Genomic DNA, 20,660 nt, shown 5'->3' on the forward strand with positions numbered 1-20,660 from the left:
TCTTTGCGACGTTGAAGATGAGCAGTGACGACGATCAGAAGAACGTCTGCACGATCTCCACGACGTTGTAATCACCGTCGACGACCGGCAGATGACGCCACTTGTCGAACGTCAGGCACGGGTGCGAGATGTCGAACGCAATCATGTCGCCCACGCGGATGTCGTCGCCCGGGGCGATGCGCAGATAGGCGTGCTGATCCATCATGCCGGTGACTTCCCAGTGCTCGGGCGTCGCCTTCGGTGACTTGCTCTCACCCGGACGGAACTGCTGCGCCGGTTCCGGCATGCCCGCATCGAACGCGGCGTCGCGCTTGCCCAGCGCAATGATGGCGCGCTCGGGCTCAGGAATCGATTGCACGTACGCCCACAGTTGCAGCGCCGGTTGCAGTTGCGAGCGCATCTGCTTCGCGATGGGATTGCGCGTCGCGATCTGTGCCTGTGCCGCTTTGTAGATGCCCACGTCGTGCGTGAGATAGCAGCCGGGACGCAGTACTACGTCCAGCGGCGCGCCCACGTCCTTGTGTGCGAACTCGTCCGCGACCACGTCGTACCATGCCGACCCCGCACCCGAGAGCACCGCCGGGTTGCGCTCGACGCGACCCGCTGCGACCAGTTCGCGCGTGATGCCCACCGCGCGTTGCAGGAAAGCGCGGATGTCGGCTTCCGTGCTCAGCACGCCCTCGTACACTTCCACGCCCGCGAGTTTGACGGCGTCGTGATATTGCGTGAGCGCATCGAGTACAGCCTGCTGTTGCGCTGCGTCGCGCACACCCGTGCGGCCACCCGTCACGCCGAGTTCGATCAATACCTGAATCGTCTGGCCGCGCGCGCGAAAGAACTCGCCTAGATGGACCACCGCAGCGGCGGAATCCACCAGACAGAAGTATTCGAAGTCGGGATCCTTCAGCAGGTCGGCAATCATCGTCATGTTGCGTTTGCCGACGAGCTGGTTCGCCATGAGCACGCGGCGCACGCCGTGGTGATAGGCCGCGTACGTCTGCTGTGCCGTGGCGAGCGTGATGCCCCATGCGCCGCCGTCCAATTGACGACGGAACAGCTTCGGAGCCATCGTCGTCTTGCCGTGCGGGGCGAGCTTCACGCCGTACTCATGCACGAAACGCTGCATCCACGCGAGGTTGTGACGAATCTTGTCTTCATAGAGCACCGCCGTGGGCAGGCTCAGGTCTTCGTTCAGCAGATTCCAACCCAGACCGGTCGCGGCTGACGGGGCGAGCGGCGCGTCCAGCGCACCCAGACCCTTGTTGAGGGTATCGATCATGCCGTGTTGATAGTTTGTATCACTCATTCCCATTTCTCCTCATGTCTGTGCGCTGAAAGCCGCTGGATGGCTCCTATAATAGCGTTTAATTACCAGTGTTTGACAGTTTTGTTATAAAGTAACAAATATTGAGCGTCCGACCCTTGGGACGCCGCTTAGACCGGATATATGGCCGAAACCTTCGATATCGTGACCCGCGTTGCAGAACGCAGCGACGCGCTGAGTCAGGCGGAACGCAAAGTCGCACAGGTCGTACTGGAAGACGTGGCGGGTGCCGCCGCGGCGTCGATCAACGTGCTTGCCGAGCGCGCGGGCGTGAGCGAGGCGAGCGTGACCCGCTTCGCCAAGGCGATGGGCTGCCGCGACGTGCGCGACCTCAAGTTGCGACTGGCGCAGGCTGCGGTCGTCGGCCAGCGCTTTCTTGGCGCGAGCGCGGCCAACGGGCAGGATGGCGGCGGCGAGACCATCGACCGGATTGCCGACGATATTCAGACGACGTTGCAGGTGCATCGCGGATTGATCAAGCCCGATACCGTGCGACGTGCCGCCACGCGACTGCTCTCGGCGCGCATGGTGTACGCGTTCGGGATGGGCGGCGGGTCGTCGCTGCTGGCGGACGAGGCGCGCTACCGACTCGTGCGTCTGGGCCGCCCGGTCGCGAGCTATCAGGATGCCGTGCTTGCGCGCATGGTCGCGGGAACGCTCGGTCGTGACGACGTCGTACTCGCCTTCTCGGTAAGCGGCCACACGCCGGAGCTGCTGTCCGCCTGCGAGATTGCGCGCGAATACGGCGCGCAGGTCGTGGCCGTCACGGCGACCGGCTCGCCGCTCGCGGCGCTCGCCGACGAGGTGTTGCCGATCCGCGCGCTGGAAACCGATTTCATTTTTAAACCGTCGTCGTCGCGTTACGCGATGCTGCTTGCCATGGACGTGCTGGCTACGGAACTGGCGTTGCTCGCCAAGCCGCAGAGTCAGGCGCTGTTGCGACGAATCAAATATGTGCTCGACACACATCGGGGCGGCGGCGATCGTCAGCCTCTGGGAGACTGACATGACTGACATCATGGATCGCAGCGGAAATCTTGCCGATCGCACGGTCGATACGCTGATCACCGACGTTCGTCTGGCGGACGGCTCCGGCACCCCCATGACGGACGATCGCTTCGACGTGGCTTTGCGCGATGGCCGCATCCACGCGATTACGCCAGCGGGCGAGCGCTCGGGCTGGCAGGCGACGCAAGTCGTCGCAGGCAATGGCAACGTGCTGAGTCCCGGCTTCATCGACGTCCATACGCACGACGACACCAACGTTGTGCGCGCGCCGGAAATGACGCCGAAGCTGTCGCAGGGCGTGACGACGGTGGTCGTGGGCAACTGCGGCATCAGCGCCTCGCCGGTTACGCTCAAGGGCGATCCGCCCGATCCGATGAATCTGCTGGGCGAGGCTAACGCGTTCCAATACCCGACGTTCGCCGCGTATGTCGAGGCGCTGGAAAAGGCGCAACCGTCGATCAATGTGGCGGCGCTTATCGGCCACACGGCGCTGCGCAACAACCATATGGATCGTCTCGACCGGCCCGCAACCGAAGCCGAAATCGAAGGCATGCGCGCGCAATTGCGCGAGGCGCTGGCTAACGGTGCGCTGGGGTTGTCGACGGGGCTGGCTTACGCGAACGCCAATGCGGCACCGACGGAGGAAGTCCTCGCGCTGGCCGAACCGCTGGCGGAAGCGGGCGGCCTTTATGCGACGCACTTGCGTACCGAGTTCGCCGAGATTCTTGAGGCACTCGATGAAGCCTTCCGCATCGGACGTCATGCGCGCGTGCCGGTGGTCGTCTCGCATCTGAAGTGCGCGGGCGTCGACAACTGGGGGCGCAGCACCGAAATTCTCGAAGCACTCGACAAGGCACAGCGCTTTCAGCCGGTCGGCTGCGACTGCTATCCGTACACGGCGAGTTCGTCGACGCTCGATCTCAAGCAGGTCACCGACGACTTCGACATTCTCGTCACCTGGTCGCAGCCGCATCCCGATCAGGGCGGCAAGCTGCTCGCGACGATTGCCGCCGACTGGGGCGTCGATCTGATGGAAGCGGCGAAGCGTCTGCAACCGGCCGGTGCCGTGTATCACTGCATGGAAGAAGACGACGTTCGCCGCATCTTGCGTCACCCGGCGACGGTCGTCGGCTCGGACGGTCTGCCCAACGACCCGCTGCCGCACCCGCGTCTGTGGGGCGCGTTCCCCCGAGTGCTGGGACGCTACAGCCGCGAGCAGGCACTGTTCCCGCTGGCGGAAGCCGTCCACAAGATGACGGGGCTTTCCGCCGAGCGTTTCGGTCTGAGCGAGCGCGGATTCGTGCGCGAAGGGTATTGGGCCGATCTGGTGTTGTTCGATCCGGCGACCGTGGCCGACGCCGCGACGTTTACCGATCCGATGCAACCCGCCTATGGCATTTCGGCGGTGTGGGTCAACGGTGTGCTTTCGTGGCAAGACCGCGCACCGACGCAGAACGCGCGCGCCGGACGCTTCGTGCGTCGCGGCACGCCGCAGCCGGTGCTGTGAACTGTTGTGATGAACCGGCGTTGTTGAAAACGATTCGTTGAAAGGAGCGATGATGAGCATCAAACGATATGGCGTGGAAGGCGGGCAGGGCACTGGCGGCCAGCGCATGCCCTTTGCGCGAGCGACCGAAGCCGACGGCTTTCTGTTCGTCTCGGGGCAGACCCCGATGAAAGACGGTGAAGTGATCGACGGGGGCATCGTCGCCCAGTCGCATCAGGCGATCCAGAACATGATCGCGATTCTGACCGAAGCCGGTTACGGCACCGAGCACGTCATGCGCATCGGCGTGTGGCTGGACGACCCGCGCGACTTCGCGTCGTTCAACAAGGTGTTTAAGGAGTACTTCGGCGACCACCCGCCCGCACGCGCTTGCGTCGTGTCGAGCATGGTCATCGACTGCAAGGTGGAAGTGGACTGCGTGGCGTACAAGAAGCCGGCGGCGTAAGACGCCTGCGCTTAACTGCGCGCATCAGGAGAAAGCCGACGATCATCGTCGGCTTTTTTCATTTCGACGTTGCCAACGCTGTGCCTTCCGGTTGACCGATACGGACGTTACCGTTTCGCAAAGTCTGCGGTTTGCCTTCGATGGTCGGTTGTCCCGGAAGCGCGCAAGCTTCAGCCTCCTATCCCGAAAGGAGGTCAATGTGAGAGCTGGATTTAGCGAAGGAGCCGGGCCGAGCGCACAGGTTGCACCCACATATCGGGCGATTATCGAGTCTGCCGACGACGCTCGCATCTCGATCGACTTCCCTGTGACGCCGGACGACGTCCGCTTGCGCTCGCAGACCATGAGCCGGTTGCAGCACGGCGGACTGTCGGATGGACTGACCGGCGTGGCCATTACGGTGCTCGGCATGCTGGGGCTTGCGTCCGGCGCGTACTACTGCCTTGAAGCCTCCCTGGCGGACGACGCGTCGGACGCCACGAGGCAGGGCCAGTGGATCGCGGTAGGCGTTGGCGGCGGGATGGCGGTGCTGTCGTCGATTGCCGTGACGTTCGGTCTCGCGCAGATCTGCCGGTGCATGAAGAAGCAGCGTGACGCCGGACGGGAGATGACGACGCTCAGCACGCGTGTGCAATTCGAAGCCGCGCGGGATGTGCGGCCTCGTGACTATGTTTGACGATCCGTCGGGACACGCGCTCTCGTCGACCTCCGTAGCGGGGAAGATCGATGAGGCGTTGGCGGCGGTGCGCGACGCCGAAGCGCAACGCGAGGCGATGGACTTGCCGCGTCCCGGCGAATGGGACGCCGCGCAGTGCGACGCCGTCTATCGCTGTGGCTACGGGGCGTTTGAGCGCGGCGACTTTGTGCAGGCTATCGAGTGTTTTGCGCCGCTGCTGTCTGCGTGTCCGCTCGAAGCGGACTACGCGGTGGCGCTCGCGCTATCGATGCAACGTCAGGGCGAGCCCGAGGCGGCGCTGCCGCTGTTCATGGCGGCGGCGCTCATGGACCAGGACGCGCCCGGACCGATGTATCGCGTGGGGGAGTGTCTGATCGAACTGCGGCAGTTCGACGCCGCGAGCCAAGCGTTGAAGCAGACGATGGCGCGTTGCGGCGGTGAGCCGAGATACGCCAACGTCAGAAACGTCGCGCTGAAACTGATCGCGAAGTTGGGCTATCTCGGATGACAGCCCAGCTTTCGCTTACTGACGTGCCGTGCGTGCGTTGTCCGGCATCGGCAACGTGAAGTTGGTACGGAACGGGTTGATGTCGAGGCCACCGCGTCGCGTGTAACGGGCGTAGACAGCCAACTGGGTCGGCTTGCACTGGCGCATGATGTCCATGAAGATCCCTTCCACGCATTGCTCGTGAAAGCCGGTGTGACGCCGGTACGAAATCACGTACTTGAGCAAGCCTTCCTGCTTGATCGGCGGGCCGACGTAGCGGATCTGCAAGCTGCCCCAGTCGGGCTGGCCGGTGACCGGGCAGTTCGATTTGAGCAGGTTGGACACGAGCGTTTCGTCCACGGGCGCTTCGTCGAACGCGGCGGTAAGCAGCGATGCATCCGGCACGTAGATGTCGGTATCGATGTCGAGCCGGTCGACGAGCAGACCGTCGAGTTCGTCGAGTTCGAGCTTGGCAAAACCGCTCGGCTCCACGAGCTTCACTTGCACCGGTGCGCCTGCCGCTTCCGACAGGTCTTGCTGGATGAGGGCGCGCGCAGCGTCCACATTTGCGAGCTTCGTCTGCGCGAACGAGCCGAGATACAGCTTGAACGACTTCGACTCGATGATGAACGGCGAGTCGGCCGGCACCATGGCGGTCAGCAGCGCGATTTGCGGCTTGCCCTTCTCGTTGAGCCACGAGAGTTCGTAGCCGTTCCAGATGTCCGCGCCGAAGAACGGCAGGGTGTCGGGCACGCCGATTTCCGCACGCGCGGGCGCACGGGCGATCGGGAAGAGTTGGGACGGGTCGTACTGCTCGGTGTAGGCAACTTCCTTGCCGAGCGAAGATTGTTCAGGCGTGGTCATGATTGGCGATGCCACTGATGACGTGACCGGTCGGAGAGACGCGGGCCGCCGATTCGCAGTGGCGAGTCTGATCGTCGAAGAAGAAATCGGGCTCGAACTCGCGCAGGAATGCGCCTTTGTCCAGCCCGCCCAGGAACATCGCCTCGTCGATGTCGATTTTCCAGTCCATCAGCGTGCGGATGGCACGTTCGTGCGCCGGGGCCGAACGCGCTGTGACGAGCGCGGTGCGGATTTTGACCGGCACTTCGTGGCCTGCGAGGGTTTGCAAACGGTGCAGCGCGAGCAGCAGCGGCTTGAACGGGCCGGGCGGCAACGGCGTGGCGGCGCGCTCGATTTCGTGCTGCTGAAAGGCGTCGAGGCCGTTGCGCTGGAAGACCTGCTCGGCCTCGTCGGAGAAGAGCACCGCGTCGCCGTCGAAAGCGATGCGGATTTCGTCGGGATGCAATTCGGCTTTCTTCGCAGAGTCCGGGTACACGCGTGCGGCCGGAAAACCGGCGGCAAGGGCACCGCGCACGTCGCGCTCGTTCGCCGACAGGAACAGATGTGCCCCCAGCGCGTTGAGATAGCCGAACGGGTCGCGTCCGCGCGTGAACACGCCGCGCTCGATCTTGAGATCGAGTTGTCGTGCCGAGCGGAACACGCGCATGCCGCTCACGGGATCGTTGCGCGAGAGCACCACGACTTCCACGCGATGCTTGTCTTTCGTGTCACCGGCACCGCTGGCGCCGTTCGCTCCGCTGGTATCGCTCCCCTGATTGAACGCGAGCAGTTTCTGCACGAGCGGGAAAGCGACGCCTGCCGGTGCCGGCGTGTCGAGGCGGTCGAGCTGATACTGCATGTACGACTGATCGTCGCCGCTCGCTACGCCAGCATCGAACACGCGGTTCTCTTCTTCGAAGTCGAACAGCGCGCGCGACGAGATCGCGACAACGAGTTTGTTCTCGAGCGTGATGGGCATGGCGGCGGCGATTTCCTGTCGTGTGTCGATGATTGAAGACGTTGCGACTTACCCGAGAAACAGCTTGTACACGGGGTTGTCGCTTTCGTCCCAGTAAGGATAGCCGAGCGTTGCGAGGAAGTCGCGGAAGGCGGCCTTCTCGTCGGTCGGGACCTGAATCCCCACGAGGATGTTGCTGTAGTCCGCGCCCTGATTCCGGTAATGGAACAGGCTGATGTTCCAGTTCGGGCTCATGGCCGAGAGGAACTTCATCAGCGCGCCCGGACGCTCCGGAAACTCGAAGCGATACAGCACTTCGTGGCTCGCCAGCGCCGAACGGCCACCCACCATGTAGCGGATGTGCTGCTTGGAGAGTTCGTCGTTGGACAGATCGAGCGTCGGGAAGCCGTGGCGCTCGAAACCGGCCTTGATACGCTCGCCTTCGTCGCGGTTATGCATCTGGATACCCACGAAGATGTGGGCGCTGGACGCTTCACTAATTCGGTAGTTGAACTCGGTCACATTGCGGCTGCCCACCACTTCGGTGAAGCGCTTGAAGCTGCCGCGCGCCTCCGGAATGGTGACGGCGAACACGGCTTCGCGTGCTTCACCGACTTCGGCGCGCTCGGCGACGAAACGCAGGCGGTCGAAGTTCATGTTCGCGCCCGAGGTGATCGCGACGAGTGTTTCGCCCTTGAGCTTCTCACGCTCGGCGTACAGCTTCGCGCCCGCCACGGACAGCGCGCCGGACGGCTCCAGCACGCTGCGCGTGTCCTGGAACACATCCTTGATGGCGGCGCAGAGCTGGTCGGTGTCGACACGCACGACTTCGTCGAGATATTCGCTGCATAGGCGGAAGGTTTCTTCGCCCACGTACTTGACGGCGGTGCCGTCAGCAAAGAGGCCGACGTCGTTCAACAGAACCCGCTCGCCCGCGTGGATGGATTGCGCCATGGCGTCGGAGTCGACCGATTGCACGCCGATGACTTTGATCTCCGGACGCACGGCTTTGACGTACGCGGCGACACCAGCGGCCAGTCCGCCGCCACCGATGGGCACGAAGATGGCATGCAGGGGGCCTTGATGCTGGCGCAGGATTTCCATGCCGATGGTGCCCTGACCGGCGATGACGTCGGGGTCGTCGAACGGCGGCACGAAGGTCAGGCCGCGCTCGGCTTGCAGCGTCATGGCGTGGGCGTAGGCGTCGCTATACGAGTCGCCGGCGAGCACGACTTCGACGGCGCGTCCGCCGTGGGTTTTCACGGCGTCGATCTTGACCTGCGGCGTGGTGACCGGCATGACGATGACGGCCTTGCAGCCCAGACGCGCGGCCGAGTACGCAACGCCCTGCGCGTGGTTCCCGGCGGAGGCGGTCAGCACGCCGCGCTCGCGCTCGGCCTCGCTGAGGTTGGCCATCTTGTTGTACGCGCCCCGAATCTTGAAGGAGAACACCGTCTGGTTGTCTTCGCGCTTGAGATAAATTCGATTGTGCAGCCGCATGGAAAGCGTGCGAGCCGGTTCGAGTTCGCTCTCAAAGGCGACGTCGTAGACTTTGGCGGTCAGGATCTTCTTCAGGTAGTCAGGAGCTGCGTCAGACATGATTTAGGGCTTCTTCAGGTTAGGCACATCAAGGAACAAAAGGACAATGATAGACCAGCACTTCCGCCGGGGCGGTCGCGCTTGGTCTTTCGGGGAAAAGCAGGAAAGGGGAGTGCGCGCCCTAGCGTAGGTCGTCTGGGGTGTCGATGTCGCGCACGATTCCGGCGTCGTCGACATCGACGATCGTAATGTGCTCGCTAATCAACAGGTCGCGCGCGCCGATGTCGCCATCGAGGGCGGCAAGGCGTGAGGTATAGGCGGAACCGAACGCGACAGGATGGCCGCGCTGTCCCTGATAACTCGGGGCGACGATGGCTTCGGGCGACGTGAGGCCGTTCGCAATCGCGCGCAGGGTATTCGGGTGGATGTAGGGCATGTCGGCCAGCGCGACGAGCCAACCGTCGAGATGCTCGAGCCCCGGGGGCGGATCTTCGTCGGTGGCGGCATTGATGCCGGCCGCGAGCGTCGCACCCATGCCGCGCTTGGTGGCGTGGCTCATGACAACTTCACAACCCGCCTGCAACAGCACGTTCTCCAGCTCGGCCGAGTCCGGTCGCACCACCGCGATCACGCGCGGCAATACCGCCAGCAGCGCGTGGGCGCTGGCGAGGGCAACGGGTCGGTTCAGGGGATCTCCGGGCAGCGGCGCGAGCAGCTTGTTCCGGCGCCCCGCCGCGTCGAAGCGGGTACCGAGTCCGCCTGCCAGTAGAATGGCCACGGGCGGCGTCGAGGGTCGGGTCATGGTCACGCATTATGCGCCAGACTTTTTGTTTCTGCCAAACGCGTGTGCACGCATTCGCTGTGTCGTTGGCCGACCGTCTGGTCGGTTGGGGACGGCGGAGATGCGGTGTCAATGCGGTGTTTTTCGGTCGGATTTTGCTTTCTGCGGAGCTGCATGGAGTCGTTTATCACCTGGCTGCTGGGCGTGTTGGCGCTACCCGGCGTGGGCTTGCCCGCCATTTTTCTCGTGTCGTTTCTCTCCGCCACACTGCTGCCGATGGGCTCGGAACCCGCGCTCTTCGGCTATGTGGCGCTCAATCCGCATATGTTCTGGGCCGCCATCGTTGTGGCCAGCGTGGGCAATACGCTCGGCGGCATGCTGGACTGGTGGATGGGGTTCGCGGCGCGTCGCGCATTCGTGCGGCTCAAGGCGCGTCGGCGCGCGCATGCGCGGGCGGCGGCCTGTGGTGTCGCCGTTAATGTCGATGTGCCGCAGGGGAAGGCAGGCAAAGTTGACGCGGATGGCAAAGCGCCCATGAACGAGCGCTACACCCGCTGGATGCGCCGCTTCGGACCGCCGCTGCTTCTGCTCTCGTGGCTGCCGGTCGTTGGCGACCCGCTTTGCACCCTCGCCGGATGGCTCCGGCTCTCATGGCGCTCATGCCTCGTCTACATCGCCGTCGGCAAGACACTCCGCTACATCGCCATCACCTATCTGATGCTGCGTGTGCCCGAATCCTTCTGGCAAGGCATCTTCGCGCCCTTTAAGCATCTGCTTATCGGGTGACGTTCTGACTCGCGGTTCTCACAATTGCGGTTCTCACGAAGTCCGGAGGCCGGACCGGAGCCCCTTTCCGCCCCTCAGACATAGACCCAACTCGGTTCAGAAAGGGGCCCCGGTCCGGCTCACCATCATGCTTTCCCAGGACCCACCTTCTTTATCCCTCGTGAGTGACGCTCTTCCTGCTTACGTTGTGACTTCGAACGGCAACGCGCGCTGACGCTTGCCCGTCAACGCAAACACGGCATTGGCATACGCCGGGGCCAACGGCGGCAACCCCGGCTCACCCATCCCCGTCGGGGCATCGCCCGAACTCACCACGTGCACGCTAATCGCAGGCATGTCGGTCAACCGCGCCACGGTGTACTGGTGGAAGTTGCTCTGCTCAACCTCACCATCCTTCATCGTGATCGCCGCTCCCGGCAACGTTGTGCCCAATCCCATCAACGCAGCACCTTCGACCTGCGCGGCGACCGTCAGCGGGTTTACCGCGAAGTTGCAATGAACACCGGCCACAGCGCTGACCAACCGCGGTGCGTTGTTGCGCATTTCGGCAACGACTACATACGCCACCACCGAGTCGAACGACTCATGCACGGCCACACCCCAGGCCTGTCCCGCAGGCAACTTGGTCTTGCCGTATCCCGAACGCTCCACAGCCAGCGCCAGCGCCTCGCGATGACGCGGGTGCTTGTCGCCCCGCAACGCATAGCGGTACGCGACAGGGTCCTGGCCCGCGTTCTTCGCCAACTCGTCGATCAACGTCTCCATGACGAACGCCGTGTGGGTGTTGCCCACCGAACGCCACCACAACACCGGCACGTTGACCTTCGGGCTATGCAGCGTCAGACGTAGCGGCACGGCGTAAGGTGTGCCGGAGACACCCTCGACACTCGTGCCGTCGATGCCGTTCTTCACCATCATCTTCTCGAACGGCGTGCCCGCCAGAATCGACTGACCAACGATGGTGTGATTCCACGCCAGTACGTTGCCCTTGGCATCCAGACCGATCTCGGCACGGTGCACGTACATCGGACGGTAGTAGCCACCGTGAATGTCGTCTTCACGACTCCAGATGACCTTGACCGGCTCGCGATGCCCCGCGCCGTGCCATGCCTTCGCGACCTGCGCGGCTTCAACACCGTAGTCCGACGTCGGTACCGCACGACGGCCGAAGCCGCCACCCGCCATGAGCGTATGCAGTTTCACTTGCTCAGGCTTGAGACCCAGCGTTTGCGCGATGGCTGCCTGATCGACGGTCTGGAACTGGGTGCCGGTCCACACTTCTGCGCCTTTGCCCGAGATCTGCACGGTGCAGTTCAGTGGCTCCATCGGCGCGTGAGCGAGGTACGGGAAGCTGTACTCGGCCACCAGCGTTTTCGGTGCGCCCTTGAGTTTGGAGACGTCGGTGTCGATCGCGACGGTGCCCGGCGTCTTCGCCATCTCTTTGTACTTGGCCAACTGCGCCGTGGTGTCGACATGCTCGACGCCGCTGGTGTCCCACTCGGCCTTGAGCGCGTCGCGGCCGGTCTTCGCCTGCCAATAGCCGTCGGCGATGACGGCGACGGCGGTACCGCCACGGTCGTCAGGAATTTCGAGGACGTCGCGCACGCCCTTGATGGCCTTTGCCGCCTTGGCGTCGAATGACTTCACCTTTGCGCCGAACACGGGCGGACGCGCCACGACCGCCACCTTGAGGTTGGGCAGCTTGAAGTCCATGCCGTACATCGGCGTGCCGGTCGACTTGGCCTTGGCGTCCAGACGACCCGTCGGCTTGCCGAGCAGACGGAAAGCCGATGGATCCTTAAGCGCAACGTTGGCGGGCACCGGCATGGCCTGCGCCTTTGCGGCGAGGCTGCCGTAGGTGGCGCGCTTGCCGTTCGGGCCGAGGACGACGCCCTTCTCGGTGCGCAACTGATCGGCCGGGACTTTCCATTGCTGAGCCGCCGCCGCAATCAGCATCGCGCGCGCCGACGCACCGATGCGCCGGTACTGCATCCACGAGTGCGCGATGGAACCGGAGCCGCCCGTCATCTGGATGCCGAACATCGGGTCTTTGTAGACGTCGGCGGCCGGGGCCAGCTCGCCACGGACCTTCGACCAGTCGCAATCGAGTTCTTCGGCGACGAGCATCGGCAGCGCCGTTTGTACGCCCTGTCCGAAATCGAGTCGGTTAACCTGAATGGTGACGGTGTCGTCCGGGGCGATGTGCACGAAGGCGGACGGCACGACTGCGGCCGGGGCCGCCCCCTGCGCACTGGCCGTGCGCATCATGCCGGGCAGCGACATTTCCAGCATCAGGCCGCCCGCGGCAATGGCGGACGTCTTGAGGAAGCCACGACGGCTCACGCCGGTGAAGTCGCCCACGGCCACGCCGGGACGTTGGGAGAAACGAAGTTCACGCATGTGGGTGTCTCCTCGCCTCAAGCCAGCGACGATGCAGCGTCTTTGATGGCCGCGCGAATGCGGGCGTACGTGCCGCAACGACAGATGTTGCCCGCCATCGCGGTATCGATCTGTTCGTCGTTCGGCGATTTGTTATCGCGCAGCAGGGCGGTGGCCGACATGATCTGGCCGCTCTGGCAGTAGCCGCACTGCGGCACGTCGTGCTTGACCCATGCGGCCTGCACGGCAGCGCCGACCGGATCGGCACCGACGTTCTCGATGGTGGTGATCTTCTTGCCTTCGACGGCGGAGACGGGGGTGACGCAGCTACGGATGGGCTGGCCGTCCATATGGACGGTGCAGGCCCCGCACAGCGCCATGCCACAACCGAATTTAGTGCCGGTCATGTTCAGCGCGTCGCGCAAGGTCCAGAGCAGGGGAGTGGCGGGGTCGACGTCGACCTTCACCGTTTTGCCGTTCAGTTGGAACGAAGCCATGGAAACACCTCTTGATGGGTGGATAAGTCGGGGGACGGCTAGAACATACTCCCATTCCATGGAAATTTCAGTTCAGAAGTGCGAGGCAAGTCGTTGTATCTAAAGGAATATAGCGGTCTGCTTTTATGGTGAAAGTGATGTTCGGTGGCGGGCGGCGATGGCGTTGTGAAGCTGTTATCAACGCAACGATGAGGCGTTCGGCGGGGTCGCAAACGATGGAAAAGAGGGGATTGGCGCGTCACGCAGGGGTTTTCGGCGCGGCGCCGACGTGTTGCGGTGCAATGAAGTACAATTCGACCTACATTCCCCTACCAACACTTTCCCAAGCCGGAAGAAAGATCTGGGCATGCGCACCAACTGCCTCACCCCTCTGTGCTTCTGCTCGATGACCGAACACGATTCGTCATCGACGTCCTTGCACGGCAGTCGTCGATCTCGTTGACCGCAGATTGACCGTTGCCGGCCCGCGCGCACCCCTTGCGCCTGCGGTCGGCACGCCCCGCGCATACCCGATTTTGACTTTCGGCGCGTCCCGCGAGACGAACGCCGACGGCGGATGCACCGCCGCAATGACGAGCCCGACAAGATGAACGCACCCTTGCCTGCCTTCGAGCCGCACGACGCTAAGCATGCCGTAGCCGCTCAACCCCCGCGTCTGCGTGAAATTCCCTATAACTACACGTCGTTTTCGGACCGCGAAATCGTCATGCGCCTGCTCGGCGCGGACGCTTGGGCCATCCTCGACGAACTTCGCGCAGAACGCCGTACCGGCCGCTCGGCGCGCATGCTGTACGAAGTGCTCGGCGACATCTGGGTGGTGCGCCGTAACCCGTATCTGCAGGACGACCTGCTCGACAATCCGAAGCGCCGCAAGCTGCTGATCGACGCGCTCGATCACCGTCTGAACGAGATCGACAAGCGTCGCCGTGCCGACGTCGCCGAACACGCCGACGCGCATGGCCGCGAACGTGCGGCCCGCGTCGAGCAACTGGAAGTGGCCGCACGCCGCGCCGTGGCGGATTTCGCCGCCGAGTTCGAGAAGATGGCGGAACTGCGCCGTCGCGCGAAGAAGGTGCTCGGCCGCACGACCGCCAGCGACAACATCAAGTTCGACGGCCTGTCGCGCGTCTCGCACGTGACGGACGCCACCGACTGGCGTGTGGAATATCCGTTCGTGGTGCTCACCCCGGATAGCGAAGCCGAAATGGCGTCGCTGGTGAAGGGCTGCTTCGAACTCGGGCTGACGGTGATCCCGCGTGGAGGCGGCACGGGTTACACAGGCGGCGCGATTCCGCTCACGCCGTTCTCGGCCGTCATCAATACGGAAAAGCTGGAACAGCTCGACGAGGTCGAATACTCGCAACTGCCGGGCGTCGACAAGCCGGTCGGCACGATCTTCTCGGGTGCTGGTGTGGTCACGCGCCGTGTGGCGGAAGCCGCTGAGCGCGCCGGTCTGGTGTTCGCCGTGGACCCGACGTCGATCGACGCTTCGTGCATCGGCGGCAACGTCGCCATGAACGCCGGCGGCAAGAAGGCCGTGCTGTGGGGCACCGCGCTGGATAACCTCGCCTGGTGGCGCATGGTCGATCCGCAGGGCAACTGGCTGGAAGTTACGCGTCACGATCACAACCTCGGCAAGATTCACGACATTCCGGTCGCGCGCTTCGAACTGAAATGGTTCGACGGCAATCACGCCCCGGGTGAAGTGCTGCTCAAGACCGAAATGTTGGAGATCGAGGGCAAGCGTTTCCGTAAGGAAGGCCTCGGCAAGGACGTCACGGACAAGTTCCTCGCCGGTCTGCCCGGTATTCAGAAGGAAGGCTGCGACGGTCTGATCACGAGCGCGCGCTGGATTCTGCACAAGATGCCGGCGCACACGCGCACGGTGTGTCTGGAGTTCTTCGGCCAGGCGAAGGAAGCAATTCCGAGCATCGTCGAAATCAAGGACTACATGTTCGCGCAGACGGCCGCAGGCGGCGCGATTCTTGCAGGTCTGGAGCATCTGGACGAACGCTATCTGCGCGCCGTGGGCTACGCCACGAAGTCGAAGCGCAACGCGTTCCCGAAGATGGTGCTGATCGGCGATATCGTCGGCGACGACGACAACGCGGTCGCACAAGCGACGTCGGAAGTCATCCGCATGGCCAACGGCAAGAGCGGCGAAGGGTTCGTCGCCGTGTCGGCCGAAGCGCGCAAGAAGTTCTGGCTCGACCGCTCGCGCACTGCCGCCATCGCGCGTCACACGAACGCCTTCAAGATCAACGAAGACGTGGTGATTCCGCTGCATCGCATGGGCGAGTACACGGATCACATCGAACGCATCAATATCGAGCTTTCGCTCAAGAACAAGCTGCAACTGGTCGACGCGCTCGAAACGTTCTTCGAAGCCGGTAATCTGCCGCTCGGCAAGACCGACGACGCGAACGAAATTCCGTCGGCCGAAATTCTCGAAGATCGCGTGCAGACGGCGCTCACGATGCTGCGCGAAGTGCGCGCACGCTGGGAGTACCTGCGCGACAACTTCGAGATGTCGCTCGCCGACGCTATTCCGCTGCTCAACCGTCACGGCATTCGCGATATCAACGTCGCGCTGAACGACCGTCTGAACAAGCATCCGGAGACGCGCCTCATCGATCTGCTGCAAGACCGCACGGTGCGCATTTCGTGGAAGCAGGAGATTCGCGCAGAACTGCGTCAGATCTTCACGGGCGGCGAGTTCAAGCCGATCCTCGACGAAGCGCAGGCGATCCACAAGCGCGTGCTGCACGGTCGTGTGTTCGTCGCTCTGCACATGCACGCGGGCGACGGCAACGTGCACACGAACATCCCGGTGAACTCGGACAACTACGAGATGCTCCAGGATGCGCACAAGGCGGTGGCTCGCATCATGGACATCGCCCGCTCGCTCGACGGCGTGATCTCGGGCGAACACGGTATCGGCATCACCAAGCTGGAGTTCCTGACGGAAGCCGAAATCGGCGAATTCCGCGCGTACAAGATGCGCGTGGACCCGGAAGGGCGCTTCAACAAGGGCAAGCTGCTCAATCTGCCCGAGCTGCCCGCCGATCTGCGCAACGCCTATACGCCCAGCTTCGGGCTGATGGGCTACGAGTCGCTGATCATGCAGCAATCGGACATCGGCGCGATTGCCGACAGCGTGAAGGACTGTCTGCGCTGCGGCAAGTGCAAGCCGGTGTGCGCCACGCACGTGCCGCGCGCGAATCTGCTTTACAGCCCGCGTAACAAGATTCTCGCAACGTCGCTGCTCATCGAGGCGTTCCTGTACGAAGAGCAGACGCGCCGTGGCGTGTCGATCAAGCACTGGGACGAGTTCAACGACGTGGCCGATCACTGCACGGTCTGCCACAAGTGCGCCACGCCTTGCCCGGTCAAGATCGACTTCGGCGACGTGACGATGAACATGCGCAATCTGCTGCGCAAGATGGGCAAGAAGAAGTTCAACCCGGGCGCGGCCGCCGGTATGTTCTTCCTGAATGCGACTAACCCCGAGACGATCAACATCACCCGCAAGGTGATGATCGACTGGGGCTACAAGGCGCAACGCTTCGGTGCGGACATCTTCAAGAAGATTGCCAAGAAGCAGACGGCACACCCGCCGGCAACGGTCGGTAAGCCGCCGCTGCGCGAAGAGGTGATCCACTTCGTCAACAAGAAGATGCCGGGCAACCTGCCGAAGAAGACGGCGCGCGCGCTGCTCGACATCGAAGACAACAAGGTGGTGCCGATCATTCGCAATCCGAAGGCCACCACGGTGGATTCGGAAGCGGTGTTCTACTTCCCGGGCTGCGGCTCGGAGCGTCTGTTCTCGCAGGTCGGTCTCGCCACGCAGGCGATGCTCTGGCATGTGGGCGTGCAGACGGTGCTGCCGCCGGGCTATCTGTGCTGCGGCTATCCGCAACGCGGATCGGGCCAGGGCGAGAAGGCCGAGAAGATCGTGACGGACAACCGCGTGCTCTTCCACCGCATGGCCAACACGCTGAACTACCTCGACATCAAGACGGTGGTCGTGTCGTGCGGTACTTGCTACGATCAGCTCGCCGGCTACGAATTCGAGAAGATCTTCCCGGGCTGCCGTATCGTGGACATCCACGAGTACCTGCTTGAGAAGAACGTGAAGCTCGAAGGCGTGAACGGTACGCGCTACATGTATCACGATCCGTGCCACACGCCGATCAAGACGATGGACCCGGTCAAGCTCGTGAACCAGTTGATGGGCAGCGAGAACGACGGCTACAAGATCGAGAAGAACGATCGGTGCTGCGGCGAATCGGGTACGCTGGCGGTCACGCGTCCGGATATTTCGACGCAGATCCGCTTCCGCAAGGAAGAGGAGATGCGCAAGGGCGCGGCGAAGCTGCGGGCGGACGGCAAGGTGGAAGACGTCAAGATTCTGACGAGCTGCCCGTCGTGCCTGCAAGGTCTGTCGCGCTACAACGACGACGCCGATGTCACCGCCGACTACATCGTCGTCGAGATCGCCAAGCACATTCTGGGCGATCAGTGGCTGGTGGACTACGTCAAGGATGCAAACAACGGCGGCATCGAACGCGTGCTGGTCTGATGCACCTCTCACCCCTCGTGCACCTCTGGGGGACGCGGCCGATGACTGACCGACGGACCACGGAGGTGGCATGGAGGTAGTCTACACAGCACTGATCCTGCTGTTCGTAGTGGCGCTGACCGGCGTGCTGGTCAGCTTCGTCAGATTCCTGCCTGTCCCGCTCGTGCAGATCGCCGTGGGTGCCGCGCTCGCTTATCCGGGCGCGGGTCTGCACATCGATCTCGATCCCGAGATATTCTTCCTGCTGTTCATCCCGCCCTTGCTGTTTGCCGACGGCTGGCGCATGCCCAAGCGCGAGTTCTGGCACCTGCGCGTGCCGATCGTCGCCATGGCACTCGGCCTCGTGATCTTCACGGTGCTCGGCGTGGGCTACTTCATCCACTGGATGATCCCGTCGATTCCGCTGGCCGTCGCGTTTGCGCTCGGCGGCGTGCTCTCGCCGACGGACGCCGTCGCCGTCTCCGCGCTCACCGGGCGCATGCGCATGCCCACGCGGCTGATGCACGTGCTCGAAGGCGAGGCGATGATGAATGACGCGTCGGGTCTCGTCGCGTTCAAGTTCGCACTGGTGGCTGCGACCACGGGCATCTTCTCCGTCGGTAACGCCACGTTCTCCTTTTTCGTCATCGCGCTGGGTGGCCTGCTCGCGGGCTGGGCGGTGACGTGGCTGTTCACGCAATTCCACCGCCGGGTGCTGGACGCGTCGACAGAAGAGCCTGCGACCGTCGTGTTGCTGCTGCTGCTCATGCCGTTCGCGGCTTATCTGCTCGCCGAACACTTCGGTTTCTCGGGGATTCTCGCCGCGGTTGCGGCGGGCATGACCGTCAGTTCGACCGATCTGCTCAACAGCCGCACGGCCACCCGCATTCTCGGCAACGGGGTGTGGTCGATGCTCGAATTCGTTTTCAACGGCTCGGTGTTCGTGCTGCTCGGCCTGCAACTGCCGGACATCGTACGCGCGGCGCTGCGCCCGAGCGAGCATCTGTGGGGGACGCTGACGAATCTCGGCGAACTGATGTTCTACGTCGGCGCGATTTCCGCCGTACTCATCGTCCTGCGTTTCTGCTGGGTCTGGGTCGCGTGGCGCGTGATGTATTTCCTTGGCATGCGTCGCGGCGAAATCACGATGAAGCCGGGAATGCGCTTTACCGGTGTGACGGCGCTCTCGGGCGTGCGCGGCGCGGTGACGCTGGCCGGTGCGCTCTCCGTGCCGCTGGCGCTGCCGGGCGGTGCGCCGTTTCCGGGGCGCGATCTGCTGATCTTCCTCGCCGCTGGTGTGATTCTGCTGTCGCTGATCGGCGGCAGCCTCGGGTTGCCGATCCTGCTGCGCGGCGTGCGCTGGCCGGTGGAAGACCCACGCAATCGCGAGATGGGCGAGGCGCGGCTGGCGGCGTCCGAAGCGGCGATTCGTGCGGTGGAGTCTTTGCAGAAGATGATCGCCAAGTCGGGCGACGAACTGGATACGGCCGTGTGCGCGGAAGCGGCGGCGCGGGTGATGGGACGGTATCGCCGCACGCTCAACGCTGCGACGGCGACCGAAGAGATGCGTGAGCGCGCGGTGCGCGAGGTCGAGGTGGAGCGGCGTTTGCGGGCTGCCGCATTGCAGGCAGAGCGCGTGGAGTTGTCGCGCCTGCGCATCACGCACCGCATCAACGACGAAACGCTGCGCGAACTGCTTAGCGAAATCGACTTCGCCGAACTCGCGCTGGGGCCGGTCGATCCGGCCACCGGCAAACGTCGCAAAGGAAAGAAGCACTGAGGTGTGCCGTCCTTTCATTGCATTGAGGATGGCAGCACGACAGGCCAACGGGAGGGAGAATCATTATGGAATGTCCGTTTTGCGCCGGTGATGGCGGCGAAGTGGTGTGGCGCGATCCGGTGTTGCGCGTGGTGTTGGCGAGCGAACCGGGGTATCCGGGCTTCGCACGTGTGATCTGGAGCGAGCACGTCGCAGAGATGAGCGATCTGCCGCAGGCGGCACGCGAGCATGTGATGCGTGCGGTGTTCGCCGTCGAGACCGCGCAGCGCACGGTGATGTCGCCGCATAAGGTCAACGTGGCGAGCCTGGGTAATATGGTGCCGCACGTGCATTGGCACGTGATTCCGCGTTATCGCGACGACATCCACTTCCCCGGTTCGGTCTGGAGCGCGCCGCAGCGCGAGCTGCCGGATGCTGTGATCGCCGAGCGCTCGGCATGGCTGCCGGCGTTGCGCGAGGCCATCGTGGCAGAATTGGAACGCATGCCGGGCTGGCCGGCCTGATTCAGCGGCCTGACTGAGCAGACTGACTGCGTGCGCCTGAGCGGCTATACTGCCGGCCGATGTGCCGTATTAGGCATACGCGCAGCAAGTTCGCGCGGCGACCGAATTTTCTGGAGCAAGACCATGGCTGGGCTGGAGAAAGATACGCCGATTCCCGTTTCCCTGACGCTGCATCGCGCATCAAAGGTGCTGGAACTCGGTTACGAAGACGGCAAGACCTACCGCCTGCCGTTCGAAATGCTGCGCGTGCTTTCGCCGTCGGCGGAAGTGCGTGGTCACGGGCCGGGGCAGGAGACGCTGCAAACCGGCAAGCGTGACGTCACGCTGAACGGTCTGGAACCGATCGGCAATTACGCCGTGCGTCCCGTCTTCTCGGACGGCCACGACACCGGCATCTATTCGTGGGATTACCTCTACGAGCTGTGCGTGCGTCAGGACGCGCTGTGGCAGGAATACCTGGACAAGCTCGCCGCAGCGGGTGTCGATCGCGACACGCCGATGGTGTCGCCGGCGGCCGGTGGCTGTCACCACCATTGAGGCCCCGGCGCCGCACACACGCGAGTGTGTGCCCGCTTACCTGATTTTG

The 20,660-nt window shown here is 63.6% G+C and carries 17 protein-coding genes; 10 read left to right on the forward strand and 7 right to left on the reverse strand.

Annotation, left to right across the window (positions count from 1 at the left end):
• Positions 1–34 precede the first annotated feature (34 nt).
• On the reverse strand, positions 35–1,306 hold the full coding sequence (locus PAQ31011_RS09920; protein ID WP_150575628.1) for an amino acid deaminase: 1,272 nt from the start codon (positions 1,304–1,306) through the stop codon (positions 35–37).
• A gap of 141 nt (positions 1,307–1,447) precedes the next feature.
• Between PAQ31011_RS09920 and PAQ31011_RS09925 the strand changes: the two genes are divergently transcribed.
• The 5 genes from PAQ31011_RS09925 to PAQ31011_RS09945 all read left to right on the forward strand — a co-directional run bounded on the left by PAQ31011_RS09925 (position 1,448) and on the right by PAQ31011_RS09945 (position 5,468).
• On the forward strand, positions 1,448–2,329 hold the full coding sequence (locus PAQ31011_RS09925; RefSeq protein WP_150575629.1) for a MurR/RpiR family transcriptional regulator: 882 nt from the start codon (positions 1,448–1,450) through the stop codon (positions 2,327–2,329).
• A 1-nt stretch (position 2,330) separates the two neighbouring features.
• A complete protein-coding gene (locus tag PAQ31011_RS09930) occupies positions 2,331–3,839 on the forward strand; it encodes an N-acyl-D-amino-acid deacylase family protein (protein WP_246179462.1) in 1,509 nt (502 codons plus the stop codon).
• 58 nt (positions 3,840–3,897) lie between these two features.
• Positions 3,898–4,284 (forward strand): RidA family protein, encoded by a 387-nt coding sequence (locus PAQ31011_RS09935; RefSeq protein ID WP_044457733.1) that lies wholly within the window; start codon positions 3,898–3,900, stop codon positions 4,282–4,284.
• Positions 4,285–4,483: 199 nt separating this feature from the next.
• Positions 4,484–4,960 (forward strand): hypothetical protein, encoded by a 477-nt coding sequence (locus PAQ31011_RS09940; RefSeq protein ID WP_150575630.1) that lies wholly within the window; start codon positions 4,484–4,486, stop codon positions 4,958–4,960.
• The gene (locus PAQ31011_RS09945) at positions 4,953–5,468 is read left to right on the forward strand and encodes a tetratricopeptide repeat protein (protein WP_246179499.1); all 516 of its coding nucleotides are present in this window, start codon (positions 4,953–4,955) and stop codon (positions 5,466–5,468) included. The genes PAQ31011_RS09940 and PAQ31011_RS09945 overlap by 8 nt, the downstream gene beginning before the upstream one ends.
• Positions 5,469–5,483: 15 nt before the next feature.
• Here PAQ31011_RS09945 and queF read toward each other — a convergent pair whose 3' ends face one another.
• The 4 genes from queF to PAQ31011_RS09965 form a co-directional block, all read right to left on the reverse strand.
• The gene (gene queF, locus PAQ31011_RS09950) at positions 5,484–6,311 is read right to left on the reverse strand and encodes an NADPH-dependent 7-cyano-7-deazaguanine reductase QueF (protein WP_150575632.1); all 828 of its coding nucleotides are present in this window, start codon (positions 6,309–6,311) and stop codon (positions 5,484–5,486) included.
• On the reverse strand, positions 6,298–7,269 hold the full coding sequence (locus PAQ31011_RS09955) for a 5'-nucleotidase (protein WP_150575633.1): 972 nt from the start codon (positions 7,267–7,269) through the stop codon (positions 6,298–6,300). Before PAQ31011_RS09955 ends, queF begins: the two co-directional genes overlap by 14 nt.
• A 48-nt stretch (positions 7,270–7,317) precedes the next feature.
• Positions 7,318–8,847 (reverse strand): threonine ammonia-lyase, biosynthetic, encoded by a 1,530-nt coding sequence (ilvA, locus tag PAQ31011_RS09960; protein ID WP_150575634.1) that lies wholly within the window; start codon positions 8,845–8,847, stop codon positions 7,318–7,320.
• A 121-nt stretch (positions 8,848–8,968) separates the two neighbouring features.
• Positions 8,969–9,589: a nucleotidyltransferase family protein gene (locus PAQ31011_RS09965; protein ID WP_150575635.1), complete on the reverse strand. Its 621-nt coding sequence runs from the start codon at positions 9,587–9,589 to the stop codon at positions 8,969–8,971.
• A gap of 153 nt (positions 9,590–9,742) precedes the next feature.
• Here PAQ31011_RS09965 and PAQ31011_RS09970 point away from each other — a divergent pair, with 153 nt between their 5' ends.
• Positions 9,743–10,354: a YqaA family protein gene (locus PAQ31011_RS09970; protein ID WP_150575636.1), complete on the forward strand. Its 612-nt coding sequence runs from the start codon at positions 9,743–9,745 to the stop codon at positions 10,352–10,354.
• 180 nt (positions 10,355–10,534) lie between these two features.
• Here PAQ31011_RS09970 and PAQ31011_RS09975 read toward each other — a convergent pair whose 3' ends face one another.
• Together PAQ31011_RS09975 and PAQ31011_RS09980 are read right to left on the reverse strand one after the other, a co-directional pair.
• Positions 10,535–12,754: a xanthine dehydrogenase family protein molybdopterin-binding subunit gene (locus PAQ31011_RS09975; RefSeq protein ID WP_150575637.1), complete on the reverse strand. Its 2,220-nt coding sequence runs from the start codon at positions 12,752–12,754 to the stop codon at positions 10,535–10,537.
• Positions 12,755–12,771: 17 nt separating this feature from the next.
• On the reverse strand, positions 12,772–13,230 hold the full coding sequence (locus PAQ31011_RS09980) for a (2Fe-2S)-binding protein (RefSeq protein ID WP_150575638.1): 459 nt from the start codon (positions 13,228–13,230) through the stop codon (positions 12,772–12,774).
• Between the two features lie 586 nt (positions 13,231–13,816).
• On the opposite strand from PAQ31011_RS09980, the gene PAQ31011_RS09985 reads away from it, so the two are divergent.
• From PAQ31011_RS09985 to PAQ31011_RS10000, 4 genes are all read left to right on the forward strand, one after another.
• On the forward strand, positions 13,817–17,812 hold the full coding sequence (locus PAQ31011_RS09985) for a DUF3683 domain-containing protein (protein ID WP_150575639.1): 3,996 nt from the start codon (positions 13,817–13,819) through the stop codon (positions 17,810–17,812).
• Between the two features lie 70 nt (positions 17,813–17,882).
• Positions 17,883–19,571 (forward strand): Na+/H+ antiporter, encoded by a 1,689-nt coding sequence (locus PAQ31011_RS09990; RefSeq protein WP_150575640.1) that lies wholly within the window; start codon positions 17,883–17,885, stop codon positions 19,569–19,571.
• 65 nt (positions 19,572–19,636) lie between these two features.
• Positions 19,637–20,074, forward strand: a complete 438-nt coding sequence (locus tag PAQ31011_RS09995; protein WP_150575641.1) for an HIT family protein — start codon at positions 19,637–19,639, stop codon at positions 20,072–20,074.
• 123 nt (positions 20,075–20,197) lie between these two features.
• Positions 20,198–20,611, forward strand: coding sequence for a gamma-butyrobetaine hydroxylase family protein (locus PAQ31011_RS10000; protein ID WP_150575642.1), 414 nt, complete (start codon positions 20,198–20,200; stop codon positions 20,609–20,611).
• The last annotated feature ends 49 nt before the right edge of the window (positions 20,612–20,660 follow it).

Source organism: Pandoraea aquatica (assembly GCF_902459565.1).
Lineage (GTDB): Bacteria > Pseudomonadota > Gammaproteobacteria > Burkholderiales > Burkholderiaceae > Pandoraea > Pandoraea aquatica.

What these genes read in the sequence shown, in the direction of transcription:
- PAQ31011_RS09995 (WP_150575641.1), top strand. Translation starts at nt 19,637, where the DNA reads ATGGAATGTCCGTTTTGCGCCGGTGATGGCGGCGAAGTGGTGTGGCGC.
- PAQ31011_RS09920 (WP_150575628.1), bottom strand. Translation starts at nt 1,306, where the DNA reads ATGAGTGATACAAACTATCAACACGGCATGATCGATACCCTCAACAAG.
- PAQ31011_RS09925 (WP_150575629.1), top strand. Translation starts at nt 1,448, where the DNA reads ATGGCCGAAACCTTCGATATCGTGACCCGCGTTGCAGAACGCAGCGAC.
- ilvA (WP_150575634.1), bottom strand. Translation starts at nt 8,847, where the DNA reads ATGTCTGACGCAGCTCCTGACTACCTGAAGAAGATCCTGACCGCCAAA.
- PAQ31011_RS10000 (WP_150575642.1), top strand. Translation starts at nt 20,198, where the DNA reads ATGGCTGGGCTGGAGAAAGATACGCCGATTCCCGTTTCCCTGACGCTG.
- PAQ31011_RS09930 (WP_246179462.1), top strand. Translation starts at nt 2,331, where the DNA reads ATGACTGACATCATGGATCGCAGCGGAAATCTTGCCGATCGCACGGTC.
- queF (WP_150575632.1), bottom strand. Translation starts at nt 6,311, where the DNA reads ATGACCACGCCTGAACAATCTTCGCTCGGCAAGGAAGTTGCCTACACC.
- PAQ31011_RS09945 (WP_246179499.1), top strand. Translation starts at nt 4,953, where the DNA reads ATGTTTGACGATCCGTCGGGACACGCGCTCTCGTCGACCTCCGTAGCG.
- PAQ31011_RS09965 (WP_150575635.1), bottom strand. Translation starts at nt 9,589, where the DNA reads ATGACCCGACCCTCGACGCCGCCCGTGGCCATTCTACTGGCAGGCGGA.
- PAQ31011_RS09985 (WP_150575639.1), top strand. Translation starts at nt 13,817, where the DNA reads ATGAACGCACCCTTGCCTGCCTTCGAGCCGCACGACGCTAAGCATGCC.
- PAQ31011_RS09980 (WP_150575638.1), bottom strand. Translation starts at nt 13,230, where the DNA reads ATGGCTTCGTTCCAACTGAACGGCAAAACGGTGAAGGTCGACGTCGAC.
- PAQ31011_RS09975 (WP_150575637.1), bottom strand. Translation starts at nt 12,754, where the DNA reads ATGCGTGAACTTCGTTTCTCCCAACGTCCCGGCGTGGCCGTGGGCGAC.
- PAQ31011_RS09990 (WP_150575640.1), top strand. Translation starts at nt 17,883, where the DNA reads ATGGAGGTAGTCTACACAGCACTGATCCTGCTGTTCGTAGTGGCGCTG.
- PAQ31011_RS09955 (WP_150575633.1), bottom strand. Translation starts at nt 7,269, where the DNA reads ATGCCCATCACGCTCGAGAACAAACTCGTTGTCGCGATCTCGTCGCGC.
- PAQ31011_RS09970 (WP_150575636.1), top strand. Translation starts at nt 9,743, where the DNA reads ATGGAGTCGTTTATCACCTGGCTGCTGGGCGTGTTGGCGCTACCCGGC.